14 protein-coding genes are annotated in these 19,148 nt (G+C 71.9%); 6 read left to right on the top strand and 8 right to left on the bottom strand.

Annotation, left to right across the window (positions count from 1 at the left end):
- Nucleotides 1-75: 75 nt before the first annotated feature.
- The 7 genes from leuB to WME89_RS23430 all read right to left on the bottom strand — a co-directional run bounded on the left by leuB (nt 76) and on the right by WME89_RS23430 (nt 8,582).
- Nucleotides 76-1,140 (bottom strand): 3-isopropylmalate dehydrogenase, encoded by a 1,065-nt coding sequence (leuB, locus tag WME89_RS23460; RefSeq protein ID WP_436618671.1) that lies wholly within the window; start codon nt 1,138-1,140, stop codon nt 76-78.
- A complete protein-coding gene (cimA, locus tag WME89_RS23455) occupies nt 1,137-2,783 on the bottom strand; it encodes a citramalate synthase (RefSeq protein ID WP_438011340.1) in 1,647 nt (548 codons plus the stop codon). Before cimA ends, leuB begins: the two co-directional genes overlap by 4 nt.
- An 84-nt stretch (nt 2,784-2,867) precedes the next feature.
- Nucleotides 2,868-4,562 carry a 2-isopropylmalate synthase gene (locus WME89_RS23450; protein WP_438011339.1) on the bottom strand — a complete coding sequence of 565 codons (1,695 nt, stop codon included), beginning with the start codon at nt 4,560-4,562 and terminating at the stop codon, nt 2,868-2,870.
- Between the two features lie 34 nt (nt 4,563-4,596).
- Nucleotides 4,597-5,610 (bottom strand): ketol-acid reductoisomerase, encoded by a 1,014-nt coding sequence (ilvC, locus tag WME89_RS23445; RefSeq protein WP_438011338.1) that lies wholly within the window; start codon nt 5,608-5,610, stop codon nt 4,597-4,599.
- A 54-nt stretch (nt 5,611-5,664) separates the two neighbouring features.
- On the bottom strand, nt 5,665-6,216 hold the full coding sequence (gene ilvN / locus WME89_RS23440) for an acetolactate synthase small subunit (RefSeq protein ID WP_438011337.1): 552 nt from the start codon (nt 6,214-6,216) through the stop codon (nt 5,665-5,667).
- A gap of 137 nt (nt 6,217-6,353) precedes the next feature.
- Nucleotides 6,354-8,063: a biosynthetic-type acetolactate synthase large subunit gene (gene ilvB / locus WME89_RS23435; RefSeq protein ID WP_438011336.1), complete on the bottom strand. Its 1,710-nt coding sequence runs from the start codon at nt 8,061-8,063 to the stop codon at nt 6,354-6,356.
- A 99-nt stretch (nt 8,064-8,162) separates the two neighbouring features.
- Nucleotides 8,163-8,582, bottom strand: coding sequence for a hypothetical protein (locus tag WME89_RS23430; RefSeq protein ID WP_438011335.1), 420 nt, complete (start codon nt 8,580-8,582; stop codon nt 8,163-8,165).
- Nucleotides 8,583-9,387: 805 nt separating this feature from the next.
- Here WME89_RS23430 and WME89_RS23425 point away from each other — a divergent pair.
- The 3 genes from WME89_RS23425 (at nt 9,388) to WME89_RS23415 (ending at nt 13,286) form a co-directional block, all read left to right on the top strand.
- The gene (locus WME89_RS23425; RefSeq protein WP_438011334.1) at nt 9,388-10,398 is read left to right on the top strand and encodes a hypothetical protein; all 1,011 of its coding nucleotides are present in this window, start codon (nt 9,388-9,390) and stop codon (nt 10,396-10,398) included.
- 181 nt (nt 10,399-10,579) lie between these two features.
- On the top strand, nt 10,580-12,040 hold the full coding sequence (locus WME89_RS23420) for an amidase (protein WP_438011333.1): 1,461 nt from the start codon (nt 10,580-10,582) through the stop codon (nt 12,038-12,040).
- Between the two features lie 37 nt (nt 12,041-12,077).
- The gene (locus tag WME89_RS23415) at nt 12,078-13,286 is read left to right on the top strand and encodes a saccharopine dehydrogenase family protein (RefSeq protein ID WP_438011332.1); all 1,209 of its coding nucleotides are present in this window, start codon (nt 12,078-12,080) and stop codon (nt 13,284-13,286) included.
- A gap of 206 nt (nt 13,287-13,492) precedes the next feature.
- On the opposite strand, the gene WME89_RS23410 is transcribed toward WME89_RS23415, so the two are convergent.
- Nucleotides 13,493-14,065 carry a hypothetical protein gene (locus tag WME89_RS23410; protein WP_438011331.1) on the bottom strand — a complete coding sequence of 191 codons (573 nt, stop codon included), beginning with the start codon at nt 14,063-14,065 and terminating at the stop codon, nt 13,493-13,495.
- 377 nt (nt 14,066-14,442) lie between these two features.
- On the opposite strand from WME89_RS23410, the gene WME89_RS23405 reads away from it, so the two are divergent.
- The 3 genes from WME89_RS23405 to WME89_RS23395 all read left to right on the top strand — a co-directional run bounded on the left by WME89_RS23405 (nt 14,443) and on the right by WME89_RS23395 (nt 19,095).
- Nucleotides 14,443-17,250, top strand: a complete 2,808-nt coding sequence (locus WME89_RS23405) for a serine/threonine-protein kinase (protein WP_438011959.1) — start codon at nt 14,443-14,445, stop codon at nt 17,248-17,250.
- A gap of 14 nt (nt 17,251-17,264) precedes the next feature.
- Nucleotides 17,265-18,296 (top strand): PEGA domain-containing protein, encoded by a 1,032-nt coding sequence (locus tag WME89_RS23400; protein WP_438011330.1) that lies wholly within the window; start codon nt 17,265-17,267, stop codon nt 18,294-18,296.
- Nucleotides 18,297-18,459: 163 nt separating this feature from the next.
- The gene (locus WME89_RS23395) at nt 18,460-19,095 is read left to right on the top strand and encodes a gamma-glutamylcyclotransferase (RefSeq protein ID WP_438011329.1); all 636 of its coding nucleotides are present in this window, start codon (nt 18,460-18,462) and stop codon (nt 19,093-19,095) included.
- Nucleotides 19,096-19,148 lie beyond the last annotated feature (53 nt).

Here is a 19,148-nt window from a genome sequence, read left to right as displayed (position 1 = left end):
TCGAGGCTGCCACAGGTGCTCGGAGGAACGGCGCGCCCCCGGGCGGGGGCTACCGTGGTCGCCTGGAGCGAGCGCTCAGCCCGCGAGCTTCGCGCGCACGGCGTCGCCCATCCCCTGGGTCGACAACTTGCCGCCGAGGTCGGCGGTCCTGGCGCCGCCGGCGATGGCCTGCGCCACGGCGCGCTCGAGCGCGGCCGCCTCCTTGTCGAGCCGCAGCGAGTGCCGGAGCAGCATGGCGGCGCTGAGGATCGTGCCGATCGGGTTCGCGATCCCCTTGCCAGCGATGTCGGGCGCTGAGCCGTGGATCGGCTCGTACACCCCGCGCGTGCCGTCGCCCAGCGACGCGCTCGGCAGCACGCCCAGCGAGCCGGCCAGCACGGCGGCCTCGTCGGTCAGGATGTCGCCGAACATGTTCTCGGTGACGATGACGTCGAACGCCGCCGCCGACGTGATGAGCCGCATCGCGCACGAGTCGACGAGCTGGTGCTCGATGCGGATGTCGGGGTGGCGGCCCGCGACCTCGGTCGCGACCGTGCGCCAGAGCCGCGACGACTCGAGGACGTTCGCCTTGTCGACCGACGTGACGAGCCGCCGGCGCGACGCGGCGAGGCGGAAGGCGAGCTCGACGACGCGCTGGATCTCCTCGTCCGTGTACTCGAGCGTGTCGACCGCGCGACGCCGCCCGTTCACCTCCTCGCGGAGCCGCGGCTTGCCGAAGTAGAGCCCGCCCGTGAGCTCCCGGACGACCATGATGTCGACGTCCGCGAGCCGCTCCGGCTTGAGCGGGGAGGCCTGGACGAGCTCGGGGAACAGCCGGATCGGCCGCAGGTTCGCGTACAGGCCGAGCCCCTGGCGCAGCGCGAGCAGCCCCTGCTCGGGGCGGACGCTCGCGTTCGGGTTGTCCCACTTGGGGCCGCCGACCGCGCCGAGCAGGACGGCGTCCGCCGCGCGGCACGCGTCGAGCGTCTCCGGCGTGAGCGCGGTGCCGGCCGCGTCGATCGCGCAACCGCCGATCAGGTGCTCCGTGTACGTGAAGCTGTGGCCGAACTGGGCGGCGACGGCGTCGAGGGTAACGCGGGTTTCCGCGACGATTTCGACGCCGATGCCGTCGCCGGGCAAAAGAACGATATTGGCCTTCATGCGACCTCGCTGGCAGGCAACGTGGATGTGAACTGCTCTGGCTCTCTCGCTGCGAGCGTGAGCCCATACTCGATCCCGTCCGCGAGCGCATGCCAGGACGCGTCGATGATGTTCGTCGACGCGCCGACGGTGCTCCACTGGCGCTGCGCGTCGCGGCTGTCGATGAGCACGCGCGTCGTCGCCGAGGTGCCGTCGCGCCCGTCGAGGATGCGGACCTTGTAGTCGACGAGCTGGATGTCGCGCACGGCCGGGAACACGGGCGCGAGCGCCTTGCGGAGCGCGCCGTCGAGCGCGTTGACGGGGCCGGACCCCTCGGCCGCCGTGATCACCACCTCGTCGCCGACCGCGATCTTGATCATGGCCTCGGCGAAGGTGCCGACGCCCTCGCGCTGCCCCGCGATGACCTTGAAATCGAGCAGCCGGAAGGGGGGCTGGTAGCCGGGCGAGCTCCGGCGGAGCAGCAGGGCGACGGACGCCTCGGCCGCCTCGAACGAGGAGCCGCGCGCCTCGCGCTCCTTGATCTGCTCGAGCACCTCGACCTCGGCGCCGGCCTTCACCTCGAGCCCGAACTCCTCGGCCTTGCTGAGGAGGTTGCCGCGCCCCGACAGCTCGCTGACCACCGTCCGCATCGCGTTGCCGACAAGCGCGGGGTCGATGTGCTGGTAGGACGCGGGCTCGCGCCGCATCGCCGCGACGTGCACGCCGCCCTTGTGCGCGAAGGCGCTCCGGCCGACGTAGGCCATGTGATCGTCGGGGGCGAGGTTCGCCAGCTCGGCGACGTAGTGGGACAGCTCGGTGATCCCGCGGAGCGCCCCGTCCGGCAGCGCGGCGAGGCCGAGCTTCAGCTCGAGGTTCGGGATGATCGCGCAGAGGTTCGCGTTCCCGCAGCGCTCGCCGTAGCCGTTGATCGTGCCCTGGACGTGGCGGGCGCCCGCGCGCACCGCGGCGAGCGAGTTGGCGACCGCGCACTCGCCGTCGTTGTGGGCGTGGATGCCGAGCGGGTGGTCGAGCTTCGCCTTCACCTCGGCGACCACGGCCTCGATCTGCCACGGCAGCGAGCCGCCGTTCGTGTCGCAGAGCGTGACCACCTCGGCGCCGCCGCGCACCGCGGCGCGCAGCGTCTCGGTCGCGTACGACCGGTCGAGCGCGAACCCGTCGAAGAAGTGCTCGGCGTCGTAGACCACCCGGCGGCCGTGCGCCCGCAGGAAGGCGATGGTCTCCTCGATCATCCGGAGGTTCTCGTCGAGCGTCGTGCGCAGCACCGCCGTCACGTGCTGGGTCGAGCTCTTGCCGAAGATCGTGCAGACGCTCGTCCCGGCGGCGAGGAGCGCGCGCAGCCCGGGGTCGTCCTCGGGCGCGAGCGCGGCACGGCGCGTCGAGCCGAACGCGGCGATCTTCGCGTGCTTCCACTCGATGTCCCTCGCCCGCTCGAAGAACTGCGCGTCCTTCGGGTTCGAGCCGGGCCAGCCGCCCTCGATGAAGGTGAGGCCGAACGCGTCGAGGTGCCGCGCGATCTGCAGCTTGTCCTCGCAGGCGAGCGAGATGCCCTCACGCTGGGTGCCGTCCCGGAGGGTGGTGTCGTAGATGTCGACGCGGTTCGCGGGGAGGGGGCCCTGCTCCGCGCCGTTGAGAGGCGGATTCATAAGGTTCGACTTCCTTGTGCGGCGAGGCGAGGCCGCGGAGCTCGCCGGCCCGCGACGGGGGCCCTCTGCGCTCCGCTCATCGGCCTATCTCGCGGTCTCGACGGCGGCGCCATGGCCGCCCTGGTTGCTCTCTGACGCCGCCGCTTCTTCCTTGGCATCGACGCCGTAGGTCGCGAGGAGCCGGTTCAAGGCGGTGAGGTACGCCTTCGCGCTGGCGACGAGGATGTCGGTGTCAGCGCCGTGGCCGTGGAAGACGCGCGCCGACGCGTCGTGCTGCGGGTGTCGCTTGCTCGACGTCACGTCCGCCCGGACGCGGACGCTCACCTCGCCGAGCGCGTCGATGCCCTCGGTCACCGCGTGCACCGAGAACTCGAGCAGGCTGCTCGGCACGCGGACGATCTCGTCGATCGCCCGGTAGGCGGCGTCCACCGGCCCGGTGCCGATCGCGGCGCGGACGTGCAGCGACCCGTCCGGCCCGCGGAGGCGGACCGTGGCCGTGGGCATCCCGGTGGTGCCGCAGGCGACCTGGAGCGCGTCGAGCGTGTAGACCTCGGGGCCCTGCGCCCGCGTCGTCGAGACGATCGCCTCGATGTCGGGATCGGTGACGTGCTTCCGCTTGTCCGCGAGCGCCTTGAAGCTCGCGAACGCCGCCGCGAGCTGGGCCTCGTCGAGGTGGTAGCCGAGCTCCTCGAGCCGGTTCCGGAGCGCGTGCCTGCCCGAGTGCTTGCCGAGGACGAGCCGCGTCTGCGTGACGCCGACCATCTCGGGCCGCATGATCTCGTACGTCTCCTGGTGCTTCAGCATCCCGTCCTGGTGGATGCCCGACTCGTGCGCGAAGGCGTTGGCGCCGACGATCGCCTTGTTCGGCTGGACGTTGAAGCCCGTGGCCGCGCTGACGAGGCGGCTCACGGTGGCGATCTGGGTCGTGTCGATCCCGGTGCGCAGCCCGAAGACCGCCCGGCGCGTCGCGAGCGCCATGACGACCTCCTCGAGCGCGGTGTTGCCGGCGCGCTCGCCGATGCCGTTGATGGTCACCTCGGCCTGGCGCGCGCCCGCGCGGATGCCCTCCAGCGCGTTGGCCGTCGCGAGCCCGAGGTCGTTGTGGCAGTGGACCGAGATGATGACGCGGTCGATCCCCGGGACGCTCTTGCGGATCCCGGCGATGAGCGCGCCGAACTCGCTCGGCATGGTGTACCCGACCGTGTCCGGGATGTTGAGCGTGGTGGCCCCGGCCGCGATCGCGGCCTCGAGCACCTGGTAGAGGAACTCCGGCTCGCTCCGGCCGGCGTCCTCGGGGCTGAACTCCACGTCCGCGCACAGGTCACGCGCGTAGGCGACCATGGCCCGGACGCGATCGAGCACCTCGGCGCGGCTCATCCGGAGCTTGTGCTTCAGGTGGATGTCGCTCGTGGCGAGGAAGGTGTGGATCCGCGGGTGCGCGGCCCGCGAGACGCCCTCCCACGCCTTGTCGATGTCGACCTTCGTGGCGCGGGCGAGGGCGCAGATGATCGGCGGGGTCGCCGCGGGGCGGCCGGGGAGCGAGGCCCCGCCCACGCGGTCGGCGATCGTCTGGACGGCGAGCAGGTCGTCGGGGGAAGCGGCGGGGAAGCCTGTCTCGATGACGTCGACGCCGAGCTTCGCCAGCGCGAGCGCGATCTCGAGCTTCTCCGAGGACGTCATCGTCGCGCCCGGCGACTGCTCGCCATCGCGCAGCGTGGTGTCGAAGATGCGGACGTAATCGGACGGGGGCATCGCTTGATTCGCAATCATCTCAGGCATGGTGTTCTCCGCCGCCTCCCACGAGTGGAGACGCTCAGTCGCCGGGCTTGATGGTGACGGGGTCGATGAACGGCATCATCTTGCGCAGGTTGGCGCCGACGACCTCGAGCCGCTGCTCCCGCTCCTTGGCCCGCGTCGCCTCGAAATTCGGCCGGCCCTGCTCGTTCTCGGCGATCCACTTGCGGGCGAACTCGCCGCTCTGGATGTCGCCGAGGATGCGCTTCATCTCCGCGCGCGTCTGGTCTGTGATGACGCGCGGGCCCGACACGTAGTCGCCTTGCTCGGCGGTGTCGCTGATGGAGTACCGCATGTAGTTGAGGCCGCCGCGGTACATCAGGTCGACGATGAGCTTGAGCTCGTGCAGACACTCGAAGTACGCGATCTCCGGCTGGTAGCCGGCGTTCACGAGCGTCTCGAACCCGGCCTTCACGAGTTCGCTGGCGCCGCCGCAGAGCACGGCCTGCTCGCCGAACAGGTCGGTCTCCGTCTCCTCCGCGAACGTCGTGGTGAGCACCCCGGCGCGCGTCGCGCCGATGCCCTTCGCGTACGCGAGCGCCTGCGCCTCGGCCTTGCCGCTCGCGTCCTGGTGGACGGCGAGGAGCGCCGGGACGCCGCCGCCCGCCTCGTACGTCTCGCGCACGCGGTGGCCGGGGCCCTTCGGCGCGATCATCGAGACGTCGACCGACGGCGGGGGCGTGATCGTGTTGAAGCGGATGTTGAACCCGTGCGCGAACATGAGCGTCTTGCCCTGGCCGAGGTGCGGCGCGATCTGCTCGTTGTAGATGCGCGGCTGCGACGTGTCGGGGGCGAGGATCATGATCACGTCCGCGGCCTTCGCGGCCTCGGACACCGTGGCCACCTGGAGCCCCGCGGCCTGCGCCTTGGGCCGGCTCTTGCTGCCCTCGGGCAGGGCGACGATCACCGTCGCGCCGCTGTCGCGCAGGTTGAGCGCGTGCGCGTGCCCCTGGGAGCCATAGCCTACGATCGCGATCTTCTTGCTCTGGATGAGCGACAGATCCGCGTCGTTATCATAGAAAATTTTCGCCATCTCACTCTCCTTCAACAGGGATCCGCACCTCGCGGCTTCCCTTCCTTCACGTCATCAGGCGGCGCTGTTCTCGGCCGAGCGCGCAGGCAGCATCGTGTCCAGCCTGGCCTCGGCCTCCTCGGCGCCGCGGGTCATCACGATCATCCCCGTCCGCACCATCTCGATGATCCCGAACGGGCGGAGCACGTCGAGCAGGCCCTCGATCTTGTCGCCGGTCCCGGTGATCTCGATGGTGAGCGCCTCCGGGGCGACGTCGACCGCGCGCGCGCGGAACACCTCACAGAGCTGGAGCACCTGCGCCCGGGTCGTCGCGTCCGCCTTCACCTTGATCAGCGCGAGGTCGCGCGCGACCGAGGCCGTGTGGGTGACATCCTGGACCCAGAGCGTGTTGACCAGCTTGTACAGGTTCGCCTCCAGGCGGCGCGCCCCGTCCTCGTCGGCCTCCAGGACCAGGGTCAGCCGCGAGACCCCGGAGATGTGGGTGCGCCCGACGCTCAGCGACTCGATGTTGTAGGCGCGACGCCGGAAGAGGGACGCGACTCGGTTGAGCACGCCGGGGCGGTCTTCGACGTAGGCGATGAAGGTGCGCAGGATGGGTCGATCCATGGATGCCTCTTGAAAGTCCCTCTTGTCTGTGGTGCGCCCGGCGCTGGCCGTGACGCGTTCGGACGCGCCCCGCTCGTCCGACGAGCGCGCGCTCGCGTTGGATCGAGCGCGCGGGGCGCGTGCCTCAACGGGTGCGTTCACGGGTCCTCCCCGGTCTCCACGATGGGGCTCGGGCGTCGGATCATGTCCTTCAGGTCGGCGCCCGCGGGGACCATCGGATAGACGCTGTCCTCCTGCTCGACGCGGAAGTCGACGACCACGGTGCCCGGCGTCGCGCGGGCGCGCTCCACCGCCTCCGCGATCTCCTCGCGCTTCGTGACCCGGATGCCGGTCAGGCCGTGGGCCTCGGCGAGCTTCACGAAGTCCGGGCTGCGCATCGGGGTCGCCGAGTAGCGCCGGTTGTAGAAGAACTCCTGCCACTGGCGCACCATGCCGAGGTAGCCGTTGTTGATGATGGCCACGTGGACCTTGATGCCCTCCTGCGCACAGGTCGACAGCTCGCACGCGGTCATCTGGAAGCCGCCGTCGCCGACGACGACCCAGACCTCCTCCTCCGGCTTCGCGAAGCGCGCGCCGATCGCCGCCGGCAGGGCGAAGCCCATCGTGCCAAGCCCGCCGGAGGTGATGAGCTTCCGCGGGTGATCGTGCTTGTAGTACTGCGCTTCCCACATCTGGTGCTGGCCGACGTCGGTTACCACAAGCGCCTTGCCGTCGGTGAGCCGCCAGAGGTCGTGCATCACGTGCGCGGCGTACAATTTCTCGTTGTACGGCAATTGTTGAATGTCACGGACCGCCGAGTCGCCCTTCAGCGCGCTGATGCGCTCGATCCAGTTGCCCCGGTTGCGCTGCTTGACCCCGGGGATGAGGGACAGGAGGGTGTCCCGGGCGTCCCCCACGAGGCCCACGTCGACCTTGACATTCTTGTTGATCTCGGAACGGTCGATCTCGACGTGGATCTTCTTCGCCTTGACGGCGTAGGTCTTGAGGTTGCCGGTCACGCGGTCGTCGAAGCGCATGCCGAGCGCGATGAGGAGGTCGGCCTCCTGGATGGCGTGGTTCACCCACGCCTCGCCGTGCATGCCCATCATGCCGAGGCTGAGCGGGTGGGTCGCCGGGAAGCCGCCGAGGCCGAGGAGCGTGGAAGCGACGGGGATGCCCGTCTTCTCCACGAAGGCGAGGAGCTCGCGCGTCGCCTCCGCCCTGACGATGCCCTGACCGGCCAGGATGAGCGGCCGCTCGGCGTCGTCGATGAGCTCGATCGCCTTCTCGATGTCCGTCTGGACGGCGGGGTACGAGGGGCGGTAGCCAGGCAAGCGGACCTCGCCCGTCAGCGGCTCGTAGTCCATCGACGCCTGCTGGGCGTCCTTGGTGATGTCCACCAGCACGGGGCCCGGGCGGCCCGAGCGCGCGATGTAGAACGCCTCGCGGATGGCGGGGGCGATGTCCTGGACCTCGGTGACGAGGTAGTTGTGCTTGGTGATGGGCAGGGTGACGCCCGTGATGTCGGTCTCCTGGAAGGCGTCGGTCCCGAGCAGCTTGGAGGGGACCTGCCCGGTGATACAGACGATCGGCGATGAGTCGAGCATCGCCGTCGCGATCCCGGTGACGAGGTTCGTCGCGCCCGGTCCCGAGGTGGCGATCGCGACGCCGACCTTGCCCGAGGCGCGGGCGTACCCGTCCGCCATGTGCGCCGCGCCCTGCTCGTGCCGGACGAGGACGTGGCGGATCGGGTAGCCGAGGATCGTGTCGTAGGCGGGCATGATCGCGCCGCCCGGATAGCCAAAGACCACGTCCACGCCTTCGCTGACGAGGACTTCCCAGATAATCTGTGCGCCGGTTCGTTTCATATTCCTGACTCCATCGAGTCGCGCTGGTGAAGCTGGTGAAGGTGGCGCCCTCGGGCGCCCTGGCCGCTGGGTTCCGCCGTCTCCTGGGGGCTCATCTCGCTAGGCGATCGCGCGCTGCAGGTCCTCCCGCGGACCGCCGCCGCTGCTCTCCTCGCGGCGGAGCGCCTCGAGCACCCGGCGCGCGTCGTCGAGCGACACGACGCGCGAGTGGGCCTGCGGGTCCGATCCGGCGCGCGCGGAGGGCGGGTCGGAGTGGAACTCGAACGAGGCCTCGGCCGCGTCGCCGCCGGAGCGCGCGCCCTTCAGGTGCGTCGAGGAGCGCTCGGGCGCGCGGACGACGCCCTCGCTGACGCGCGCGCGGATCTCGTGGACGAGCGCCTCGAACTCCTCCCGCACAGCGCTCGACGCGACGGGCACGCCACAGCCCGCGGCGACGAGCTCCGCGAGCTCCGCGATGCGCTGATCGACGGCCTCGCTAGAGGCGTCCTCGCGGTTCTTCCTCGAATGTTCCTTGCTCACCTGATCCTCCTTGGACGACGGCTGCTCTTCGTGAACCCTCAGGCCGAAAAAAACGAAAGCCCCCGGACCTTCTCGGTGCGGGGGCCTATCTCCATAGCTGCTTCAGCTCAGAGCGGCGGCCCGCAACCGATTCCAACGCGAATCAGCCCGACGACGACTAGGCTGACGAGCGCAGGAATGGCTAGGCCCGCTAGGAGCCCGACGGACACGCCGCCCTCGACGACGAGCGAGCGCGTCGCCGAGAACGCCGACGAAGCGCGGTGCACCAGCTTCACAGCGGGGGTCCCATCGCCAGAGGCGTGGGCGCTGGAGGTGCTGGGCGACTTCTGCATAGCGTACGTGGCATCACCTTACAGAAGCGCTGCGTCGCGTCAAGCTGTTTGTTTACAGATCGCTTGTTTCTGCGCTGTTTCGTGAGGTTTTTGTGAGTGAGGCATGAGCACAAACAGCGCGTGACGTCCTGAATGAACGTGCGCTGTTCGAGGCGCTCGGCGGCTCGCATGGCCGCGCGCGGCGTTGCGGTGCGGTGAGGCCTGTCGATGCGATCGACGCGCGCACGCACGCGCGACGTACACGGACGACGTGCACGGAAGGCGCCGACGATGCGCGCGGGAGGCGTCGATCGAGCTCGACGCCAGGCGAACACGGCGCGCGGCGCGGCGCGGAGGTGAGCGGGGACGGCGAAGATCCGGAGCGCCGGAGGTGATGTGCGCAAGCGCCGGACGCCGGCTCGTGCGCGCCCGAGGTCCGGAGTGCTGCCCTGAACCGACTGCGCCGGGCCGAGCCGCGCCTCCATGGATCCGGCATGCAAGCGCATCGCGTGGCGCAGGCGCGCCCTGCCGTCCGTCGGATCGTATCGCCCTGGCGTCGCCGGCGCAGCCGCGCGGCCGCTCTCGCCGCGACCGGGCTCGTCGCGCTCGGCACCGCGACGACCGTCGCCGCGGCGGCTCCTCTCGGACCCGCGCGTCCCGCGGCGCTCGCGCGCGCCCAGCCCGCGCGGCCGGCGCCGATCGCGCGGCCGCCGGCGACGCCGCGCCGCGGGGAGGAGCGGCGCGACGCCGCGGCGCCCCGGACGCAGGCGACGGCGGCAGCCAACCTCGGCACGTTCGTCGAGCTGCGGAACGATTACGTCTCGCGCGGCAGGAACGGCTTCTTCAACGCCGCGGTGATCCGGGGGGACTACGCCTTCGACCGGAGCTTCTCGCTGCGCGCGGACGTGCCGCTCGCCTACGCGGGCGCGCTCGAGGGAGAGCGCAACGCGGGGCTCGGCGACGTGCTGATCCGGCCGCTCGTCCGCGCCGTCGGCACGCCGCGGTTCGCGCTCCTCGTCGGCTCGGATCTCGTCCTCGACTCGGCGACGAACCGCGCGCTCGGCTCGGGGAAGAACCAGCTCGCGCCGCTCGTCGTCGGGTACGTCCGCGTGGCCCGGCCCGCGCGGCTCGGGCTGCAGCTGCAGCACGCGGTGTCGTTCGGCGGCGACCCGCGGCGGGACGACATCCAGACGTCGCTGATACGGCCCTTCGCGATCGTCGAGCTGCCGCGCGGGTTCTGGGTGGGGCCGGACCAGAGCTTCCAGATCAACCACCGCGGCGCGCCCCGCGTCGTGTCGACCAGCGTGCTGGAGGTCGGCGCGGAGCTCAGCGACCGCGTGCAGGTGTACGTGGATCCAGGGATCCAGGTCGGCAGCCAGGGGGCGGTCGACTGGCTGGTGACCGGGGCCGTGCGCTGGGCCTTCCCGCAGCGGGCGCGCGGGCGCACGGTCGCCGCCGCGCCGCCGGCGCGACGCGCGGCCGCCGAGCGCGCCGCGGGCGAGTAGGGAGCGGACCTCCCACCGCGCCCGCCCCGGCGTCCGGCCGCGCTCAGCGAGCGCGCGCGCCGGTCGCGCCCTGGACGCCGGAGGGCCGCGCCCGGCATGCGCGGGGGCGCGATTGTCCGGCTCGGGCGGCGAATCCTTGACCCGGGTCGTCGTCCCGAGCCTGATCCCTTATCGCACACTCATGCTTTCACGAGATCCGCTGCTCCTGCTCTCTGCCACGCGGCTCGCTGCGCTGATCCGCGCCCGGGCCGTGACGTCGGCCGAGGTCGTGGAGGCCCACATCCGGCGCATCGAGCGCGTGAACCCGACGCTCAACGCGATGGTGGCGAACCGGTTCGACGCCGCCCGCGCCGAGGCGCGCGCGGCCGACGCGCGCCTCGAGCGGGGCGACGCCGCGAGCGCGCCGCCGTTCCTCGGGGTCCCGTGCTCCATCAAGGAGAGCTTCGCCGTCGCGGGCATGCCGAACTCCGCGGGGCTCGTCGCCCGCGCCGACGTGCGCGCGGCGGAGGACGCGGTGACGGTCGCCCGCCTGCGCGCCGCCGGCTTCATCCCGCTCGGCGTCACCAACGTGTCGGAGCTCTGCATGTGGATGGAGACGAACAACCGGCTCTACGGCCGGACGAACAACCCCTACGACCCGGCGCGCACCGCGGGCGGCAGCTCGGGCGGGGAGGCCGCCGTGGTCGGCGCCGGCGGCGCGCCGATCGGGCTCGGCTCGGACATCGGCGGCTCGATCCGGATGCCCGCGTTCTTCAACGGCGTCTTCGGGCACAAGCCGACCGGCGGGCTCGTGCCGACCTCGGGGCAGTTCCCGCTGCCCGGCGAGCGAGGGCTCCGCTTCATGACCACGGGGCCGATCGCGCGGCGCGCCGAGGACCTCATGCCGGTGCTCCGCATCCTCGCCGGCCCGGACGCGCGCGACCCGAGCTGCGCGGCGCTGCCCCTCGGCGACCCCGCCGCGGTCGATCTCGCCGGGCTGACGGTGCTCTCGGTCGAGCACGACGGCGTGCTCCGGGTGAGGGGCGATCTCCTCGCCGCGCAGCGGAGGGCGGCGGCGGCGCTCGCCGCGCGCGGGGCGACGGTCCGCGTGGCGCGGATCGATCTGCTCGCGCGGGCGCTCGACATCTGGACGGCGATGCTGGGCGTGGCAGGCGGCGTCACGTTCCGGTCGATGCTCGGGGGTGGCCGTCCGGTCAGCCTGCCGCGCGAGCTCGCCCGCTGGTCGCTCCGCCGCTCGGCGCACACGCTGCCCGCGCTCGGGCTCGTGCTGCTCGAGGATCTCGGCCGGCGGTTCCCGGCGCGCGTGGCGCGCGCCCTCGAGCTCGGCGCGGCGCTCCGGGACGAGCTCGTGTCGCGCATCGGCGAGCGCGGCGTGATGCTCTACCCGTCGTACCCGAGCCCCGCGCCCCGGCACTACGCGCCGCTCCTGCCGCCCTTCCAGTGGACGTACACCGCCGTGCTCAACGTGATGGAGATGCCGGCGACGCAGGTCCCGCTCGGCCTCGACGGCGAGGGGCTGCCGCTCGGCGTCCAGGTGGCCGCGATCCACGGCAACGATCACGTGACGATCGCCGTGGCGCAGCACCTGGAGCGCTCGTTCGGCGGCTGGATCCCGCCGCCCTTGTCGTGGTGCCGACGCTGACGTTCTCGCCCGCGGTCGTGGTATCAAGGCTGCCCCCATGAGCAGAAGCGACATCAGCGACCGCACGTACGATGTGATCGTCTTCGGCGCGACCGGCTTCACCGGTCGCCTCGTCGCCGAGTATCTCGCCACCAAGGGCAAGGACGCCGCCGCCCAGGGTGCTGCAGAGCGGCCGATCCGCTGGGCGATCGCTGGCCGTAACGCGGGGCGCCTCGCGGAGGTGAAGGCGGCGATGGAGGCGATCGACCCGGCCTGCGCGCCTCTGGGCGTCATCGAGGCGGCGTCGGAGGACGCGGCGTCGCTCGAGCGCATGGCCGGCCAGGCGCGCGTCGTGCTCACGACCGTCGGCCCTTACGTGACGCGCGGCGAGCCGCTGGTCGAGGCGTGCATCCGCGCGGGCACCGACTATGCGGACCTCACCGGCGAGCCCGAGTTCGTCGACCGCCTCCTCGAGCGCCACCACGAGGCCGCCCGCGGGCGCGGCGTGCGGATCGTCAACTGCTGCGGCTTCGACAGCGTCCCCCACGACCTCGGGGTGCTCTTCACCGTGACGAAGCTCCCCGCGGGCGAGCCGATCGCGGTGGAGGGCATCGTGCGCGCGCACGGCAGCTTCTCGGGCGGCACGTGGCAGTCGCTGCTCGAGATCATGGCGCGTCCGGGCCGCAAGAAGCGCGAGGCGCGCTCCGACGAGGCGCACGGCGCGCGGAAGGTGCAGGGGGTCAAGGCGCGCGTCCGCTACGAGAAGGGGCTGCGCGCCTGGGTCTGTCCGATGCCCAGCATCGACCCGCAGATCGTGCTGCGGAGCGCGCGGGAGCTCGACGTCTACGGCCCCGACTTCCAGTACGGCCACTACGTGCAGGTCAAGTCCGGGCTGCAGCTCGTCGCCGGGATCGCCGGCTTCGGCGCCGTGGCGGTGCTCGCCAAGGTGGGGCCGACGCGGGAGCTGCTCCGGAAGGTGCGCAGCCCGGGGGAGGGGCCGAGCGCGGAGGAGCGGGCGCGCAGCTGGTTCCAGGTGACCTTCCAGGGGAAGAGCGCGTCGCGCAAGGTGGTGGCGCGGGTGAGCGGCGGCGATCCGGGCTACTCGGAGACGGCGAAGATGGTGGCCGAGTCCGCGCTCTGCATGGCGCTCGACCGGGACCGGCTGCCGGCGCGCGCCGGGGTCCTCACGCCGGCTGTCGCGATGGGGGAGCGGCTCATCGAGCGGCTGCAGGCGGCCGGGATCCGGTTCGAGCTGCTGGAGGGGTGAGCGGCGCGCCGCGCGTCCGCACCTTCAGGCCCCGGCGCCCCGCGAGCCCTGCGGCGCGCGCGCTCAGCGAACTGGCGCCGTCTGCAGGAGCTCATGGGTAAGGCCGCCTTCACCGGCGAAGAGCACGTCGCCGGGGGACGCGCCCCACACCGAGGAGAGCTGCCCGCGGTCCCAGCGCAGGGGCGACCAGGACTCGCCGTCATGGTTCAGGACGGTGCCGCGGTCCCCGACGACGAAGACGTCGTTGCGCCCGGTGCCCAGACGCCGTGGGGATCGGCGTCGGTGGGCAGGGGCATCCTTGCCCAGGAGGCGCCGTCGTAGCGCAGCAACGTGCCTCCGGCGCCGACGGCGAAGACATCGACGTACGCGGTGCCCCACACATCGCGGAGATCTACCTCTCTCGGCAGGGGCATCTGTGTCCACGTGGTGCCGTCGCAGTGCAGCACGCCGATGTCTCCGACAGCGAAGATATGGAGGACACCGTCATGCTTGATGCCCCGGATGGCCCGGAGGAGCGCGCCAGGTTGCGAGTACGGCTCTGTCCAGGAGGCGCCGTCGTGGTGCAGCACGACGCCGCCGTACCCGATGGCGAAGACATCGTCGTGCCCTGTGCACCAGATGCCATGGAGACGGGAGGTGACGCGCCGATAACCCGAAAGGCAGTAGCCGTCGCCGCACGAGACGGACGTGCCGCTCATGCAGGCCGTCACCGCCGCGGCGAGCGCCGCCGCGAGCGGGATGACACCAAGCACGAACCTGTCTTCATCGAAGAGCCACACGCCTCATCGCGCAACGCGCGTCGTCGAACCGGCGCCGGGCTGGACAGCGGGAGCGGGGGACCCGCGGCGTTCGACTGAGCACTGCTCGATATTATTCATGCGACCACGCGCGTTGCGGGGAACGACCCCAGCGGATTCCAGACGTCGCGTCGGATCGCGAGATTGTGAACAACCGGGCGCGTGGGCTACGCTTCGTCGACGTGATCGGCGCGGACGAGGAACGGCTCGGCGGGGAGGCTGCGATTGCCGTGTCGCCTGGCCGGGCGACAAGCCAGCTCCTCGCGGGAAGCGCCGGCCTGACGAGCACCCTCCTGGCCGGGCAAGAGGTCGCGACGCGGGCCACCCGCGAGCCGCTCGCACCGGCGCCCGGCACGGAGATGGCCGCGCTGTCGCGGCGGGGACAGGTCGAGGAGGCAACCGCGCTGCCGCTCGCCGCCGGCAGCACCATCGGGCATTACGAGCTCATCCGCGAGCTCGGCCGGGGCGGCATGGGCACCGTCTTCCTGGCCCGCGACGTCCGGCTGGGCCGCCTCGTCGGCATCAAGGTCGTCACCAGCCTGAGCGGCGTCCGGTTGCAGCGGTTCCTCGTCGAGGCCCGCGCGACAGCGCTCTGCAAACACGAGAACATCGTGACCATCCACGACGTGAACGAGCACGAGGGATACCCCTACATGGTGCTCGAGTACATCGACGGGCAGAGCCTCCGCGCCTGGATGGAGCAGCGCAAGCCGGCGGGCGCCGGTGAAGGCGCCGCGGCGGCGCCGGTGTCCGCGAGCGCGGCGGTGGAGATGATGGTGCCGGTGGTGCGCGCCCTCTCGTGCGCCCACAAGCTCGGCATCGTGCACCGCGATCTCAAGCCCGAGAACATCATGCTGGAGGCGTCCGGCGCCATCAAGGTGCTCGACTTCGGCATCGCCAAGCTGCTCGACACCGACGTCGCCGGCTCGGTCGAGCGCCCTCCCGTCTCGATCAGGACGACCCTCACGCGCGAGGGCGCGATGATGGGAACGATACCGTACATGTCCCCGGAGCAGTGGCTCGGGGAGGGGATCGACCACGCCAGCGACATATGGGCCGTGGGCATCATGCTTTACGAGCTCGTCACCGGCGCGCACCCGCTCGCGCCGGTGACGGTCCACAGCCTCATGCAGGTCGCCGTGCTCGACCAGCCCATGCCCGAGCTCGACAGCGAGCGCCCCGAGCTCGGCGCGCTCGGCGCGATCGTCGACCGCTGCCTGCGCAAGCGGAAGGCCGAGCGCACCGCCTCGGCGCAGCAGCTCCTCGCCGAGCTCCTGCCGCTCCTGCCGGGTCGCCACGAGATCGTCCTCGGGGCCGACGAGAGCCCCTTCGCCGGCCTGTCGGCGTTCCAGGAGGCCGACGCGGACCGCTTCTTCGGCCGCGCGGAGGACGTCGCCAGCATGGTGACGCGCCTGCGGAGCCAGCCGCTGCTCGCCATCGTGGGCGCGTCCGGCGTGGGCAAGTCGTCGCTCGTGAGGGCGGGCATCGTCCCGGCGCTCAAGCGCTCCGGAGGAGGGTGGGAGTCGCTCATCCTGCGGCCAGGGCGCGAGCCGCTGGCGGCGCTCGCCGATCTGCTCGCGCACCCCGCCTTGACGTTGAAGGGGGGCTCGGAGCGACCCGAGCCGCTCGACGGCGACGCCTCGCGCGGGCGCCTGCGCGAGCGGCTGCGCGCCGAGCCGGGCTACCTCGGGGCCGAGCTGCGCGCGTGGTCCGCCCGCAAGCAGCGCCGCGTGGTGCTCTTCGTCGACCAGTTCGAGGAGCTCTACACGCTCTCCTGCGACGCCGCGGAGCGCGCCGCGTTCCTCTCGTGCCTCGGGGGCGTCGCGGACGACGCCTCGTCGCCCCTGCGCGTGATCCTGTCGATGCGATCGGACTTCATCGAGCGGGTGGCCGAGGACAGGCACTTCATGGCGGCGGTGACGCGCGGGCTCGTGGTCCTGCCGCCCATCGGCCGCGCGGGGCTGCGCGAGGCGCTGACGAGGCCTGTCCACGCGGCGCGGTACGAGATCGAGGACCCGGCGCTGATCGACGGCATCCTCGACGTGCTGGAGACGACCCGCGGCGCGCTGCCGCTCTTGCAGTTCATGGCGGCGCGGTGGTGGGACCTGCGCGATCGCGCGCGACGGCTGCTGACGCGGGAGAGCTACGAGGCCATCGGCGGCGTGGCCGGCACGCTCGCGAGCCACGCCGACACGGTGCTGGCCGGGATGAGCGGCCGCCAGGCGAAGCTCTGCCGGGCCGTCTTCGAGCGCCTCGTCACGCCCGAGCGCACGAGCGCCATCGCGAGCCTGAGGGAGCTCCGCGAGCTGCCGGGCGACCCGGACGAGCTCGAGGGCGTCGTCCACGTCCTCGCGGACGCGCGGCTCCTGGCCGTCGAGCCGGGGCGCGACGACGCCGGCAGCACCGTGGAGATCGTGCACGAGTCGCTGATCGAGCGCTGGCCGACCCTGCTGCGCTGGCTCGACGAGCACCAGAAGGACGCGGCGTTCCTCGACAAGCTGCGCGTGGCGGCGAGGCAGTGGGAGTCGAGCGGCGCTGGCGACGATACCGTCTGGCGCGGCAAGATCGCCGAGGAGGCGCGCCGCTTCCGCGAGGACTATTATCACCAGGGTCGGCTGTCCGAGCGGGAGCAGCGCTATCTGGACGCCGTGCTCAGGCTGGCGAGCCAGGCGCAGCGCCGGAAGCGCATGCTGATCGTCGGGACCATGGGCGGCCTCGCCCTGCTGGTCGCGGGGGCGACGCTGGGGATCATCAAGGTCGTCCGCCAGAACCGGGTCATCACCGCGCAGCTCGAGGAGATCCGCCAGACCGAGTTCAACCTCGAGCAGGCGCTCGCCAGCGAGACGGCGGCGCGCGAGGCGGCCGAGCGGGCCCGGCAGAACACCGAGGACCAGCGGCGGCGCGCCGAGCTCTTGCAGAAGGAGGCCGAGGACGCCCGGTACAGGGCCGAGGCTGCGGCCGAGAAGGCGCGCGCGGCGGCCCATGAGGCCCGGGCGGCGCGGGACATGGCGCGCGCGTCCGAGACAGGCGCGCGCGACGCGGAGGCCAGGGCCAGCGCCGAGGAGCGGCGGGCCAGGGAGGCGGCCGAGCACGAGCGTCGCAGCAAGGAGGCGCTGGAGCAGCTCATCCGGCGATCCGTGGGCAACATCCGGGAGGGGCTCCGGTAGCGGGCGTTCGTCCTATGGTCATCCGTGCTTTGCCCACGTGGGAGGCGCCGAGGCGGGCGCGCGCCGCCCTCTCTGCCGGGCTGACGCTCGCGCTCCTCTCGTCGCTTGCCGCGCCGGCGCCGGCGCAAGCTCAGGCCCAGGCCAGTGGAGCGCCGCGTCGCTGGCATGAGGGCGTCTCCGAGGAGCGCAAGCGGCGGGCGATCGAGCTCTTCGCGCAGGCGCGCGAGCTGCACCGGCAGATGATGCTCGGCGAGGCGAGGGCGAAGTACGAGGAGGCGCTCGCGCAGTGGGAGCACCCGGATCTCCGGTTCTATCTTGGGAGGGTGCTCAAGACGATGGGGCTGTCGCTGCTCGCGCACGAGAGCTTGCGCCTCTCGATGCGGTGGGGGCCAGGCTCGCTCGAGCCGGAGGACTACGTGGAGGCGCGCGCGCTGATGCAGGAGCTCGTCGCGCGCGAGCTCGCCGTCATGGAGCTCCGCTGTGACGAGCCGGGCGCCGCGGTGTTGCTCGACGGCAAGCCATGGTTCGTCGGTCCGGGCGTCGCCGAGCGGTTCCTGATGCCCGGGGAGCATGTCATCACCGTGAAGAAGGAAGGGTATACCCCCCTCACCGCGACGGTCGTCACGTATGCCGGGGCGCGGGCCTCTCGCGTGCTGAGCGTCGACCGCATCGTCACCGAGCGCCCGTGGGCGGCGTGGGTGCCGTGGTCCGTCATCGGGGCGGGCGCGGGGCTCGGCGTGGCTGGCGGGGTGCTGCAGTGGCAGGCCGGGGAGCACATGGACCACGCGGAGCAGCAGTTCGAGGCCTCCTGTGGCCTGCGCTGTGGTCCCGGCCGATCAGGCGAGTACAGCCGCAGCAGGACGGAGAGCCATGTCGCCGTCGGCCTCTTCATCGCCGCTGGAGCGACCCTCGCGACGGGCGCGGCCCTGGTTTACCTCAACAGGCCCCGTTCCTACCGTGTCGACGACCAGAGCGGCGTGAAGATCGAGATGGTTCCGGGGGCGTCCGACGCCGAGGTCGGGCTGTCCACCCGGCTCTTCTTCTGAGCGGTCGGGCCCAGTCCACGTGGCCAGCCCACCTGGCGTGACGAAGGCGCGTGGCACGCCGGAACACGAGAAGAATACGAGAAGAATACGAGAAGAACACGAGAAGAACACGAGAGGGCACACAGCGGCCCCGGCCGGCGGCGCGGTTTGGTAGGATGGCCCTGTGCATCGTGAGGCCTGGATCTTCGGTTATGGCTCGCTGATCTGGCGGCCGGCTTTTCGCTTCGAGCAGATGGCGCCTGGGTACATCACCGGGTGGGCGCGCCGTTTCTGGCAGGGGTCCACCGATCACCGGGGCGTCCCCGGGGCGCCGGGCCGCGTCGTCACGCTGGTCCCGGAGCCCGGCGCGCGCTGCTGGGGGATGGCCTACCGGGTCGCCGACGCCGAGCTCGACGAGGTCCTCCGCGCGCTGGATCACCGCGAGAAGGGGGGCTATGCGCGCCACGACGTGCCGTTCCACGTCGCGCGCGCGGAGGACGCGGCCCGGACAGCCATCGTGTACATGGCCACGCCGGACAACCCGGACTACCTCGGTGAGGCGCCGCTCGCCGCGATCGCCGCGCAGGTGCTCGCGTCGCACGGCCCGAGCGGCTCGAACGTCGAGTACGTCATGCGTCTCGCCGAGGCGCTCGCGGCCATGGGCGCGGACGACGAGCACGTGACCGAGCTGGCGCGCCTCGTCCGTGGCAGTGAACAAGCCCTCAGCGCCGGGCCGGACCGACCCACCGACGGACGAAGCGCGCACCGACCGCCGCGCATCGAGAGCCCCAGCGCGGAGCTCCTTCAGGCAGGCGATTGACGTCCTCCCCCGTCACGGCGGCGCCCCCGATCGCAGGGCCGAGTCCATGAATA

The sequence above is a fragment of the Sorangium sp. So ce321 genome (genome assembly GCF_051530195.1).
GTDB lineage: Bacteria > Myxococcota_A > Polyangia > Polyangiales > Polyangiaceae > Sorangium.
This window is presented reverse-complemented; position numbering and strand designations above follow the sequence as displayed.

What these genes read in the sequence shown, in the direction of transcription:
- ilvN (WP_438011337.1), bottom strand. Translation starts at nt 6,216, where the DNA reads ATGGATCGACCCATCCTGCGCACCTTCATCGCCTACGTCGAAGACCGC.
- ilvC (WP_438011338.1), bottom strand. Translation starts at nt 5,610, where the DNA reads ATGGCGAAAATTTTCTATGATAACGACGCGGATCTGTCGCTCATCCAG.
- WME89_RS23415 (WP_438011332.1), top strand. Translation starts at nt 12,078, where the DNA reads ATGAGCAGAAGCGACATCAGCGACCGCACGTACGATGTGATCGTCTTC.
- leuB (WP_436618671.1), bottom strand. Translation starts at nt 1,140, where the DNA reads ATGAAGGCCAATATCGTTCTTTTGCCCGGCGACGGCATCGGCGTCGAA.
- WME89_RS23450 (WP_438011339.1), bottom strand. Translation starts at nt 4,562, where the DNA reads ATGCCTGAGATGATTGCGAATCAAGCGATGCCCCCGTCCGATTACGTC.
- WME89_RS23425 (WP_438011334.1), top strand. Translation starts at nt 9,388, where the DNA reads ATGCAAGCGCATCGCGTGGCGCAGGCGCGCCCTGCCGTCCGTCGGATC.
- cimA (WP_438011340.1), bottom strand. Translation starts at nt 2,783, where the DNA reads ATGAATCCGCCTCTCAACGGCGCGGAGCAGGGCCCCCTCCCCGCGAAC.
- WME89_RS23420 (WP_438011333.1), top strand. Translation starts at nt 10,580, where the DNA reads ATGCTTTCACGAGATCCGCTGCTCCTGCTCTCTGCCACGCGGCTCGCT.
- ilvB (WP_438011336.1), bottom strand. Translation starts at nt 8,063, where the DNA reads ATGAAACGAACCGGCGCACAGATTATCTGGGAAGTCCTCGTCAGCGAA.
- WME89_RS23400 (WP_438011330.1), top strand. Translation starts at nt 17,265, where the DNA reads ATGGTCATCCGTGCTTTGCCCACGTGGGAGGCGCCGAGGCGGGCGCGC.
- WME89_RS23405 (WP_438011959.1), top strand. Translation starts at nt 14,443, where the DNA reads ATGGCCGCGCTGTCGCGGCGGGGACAGGTCGAGGAGGCAACCGCGCTG.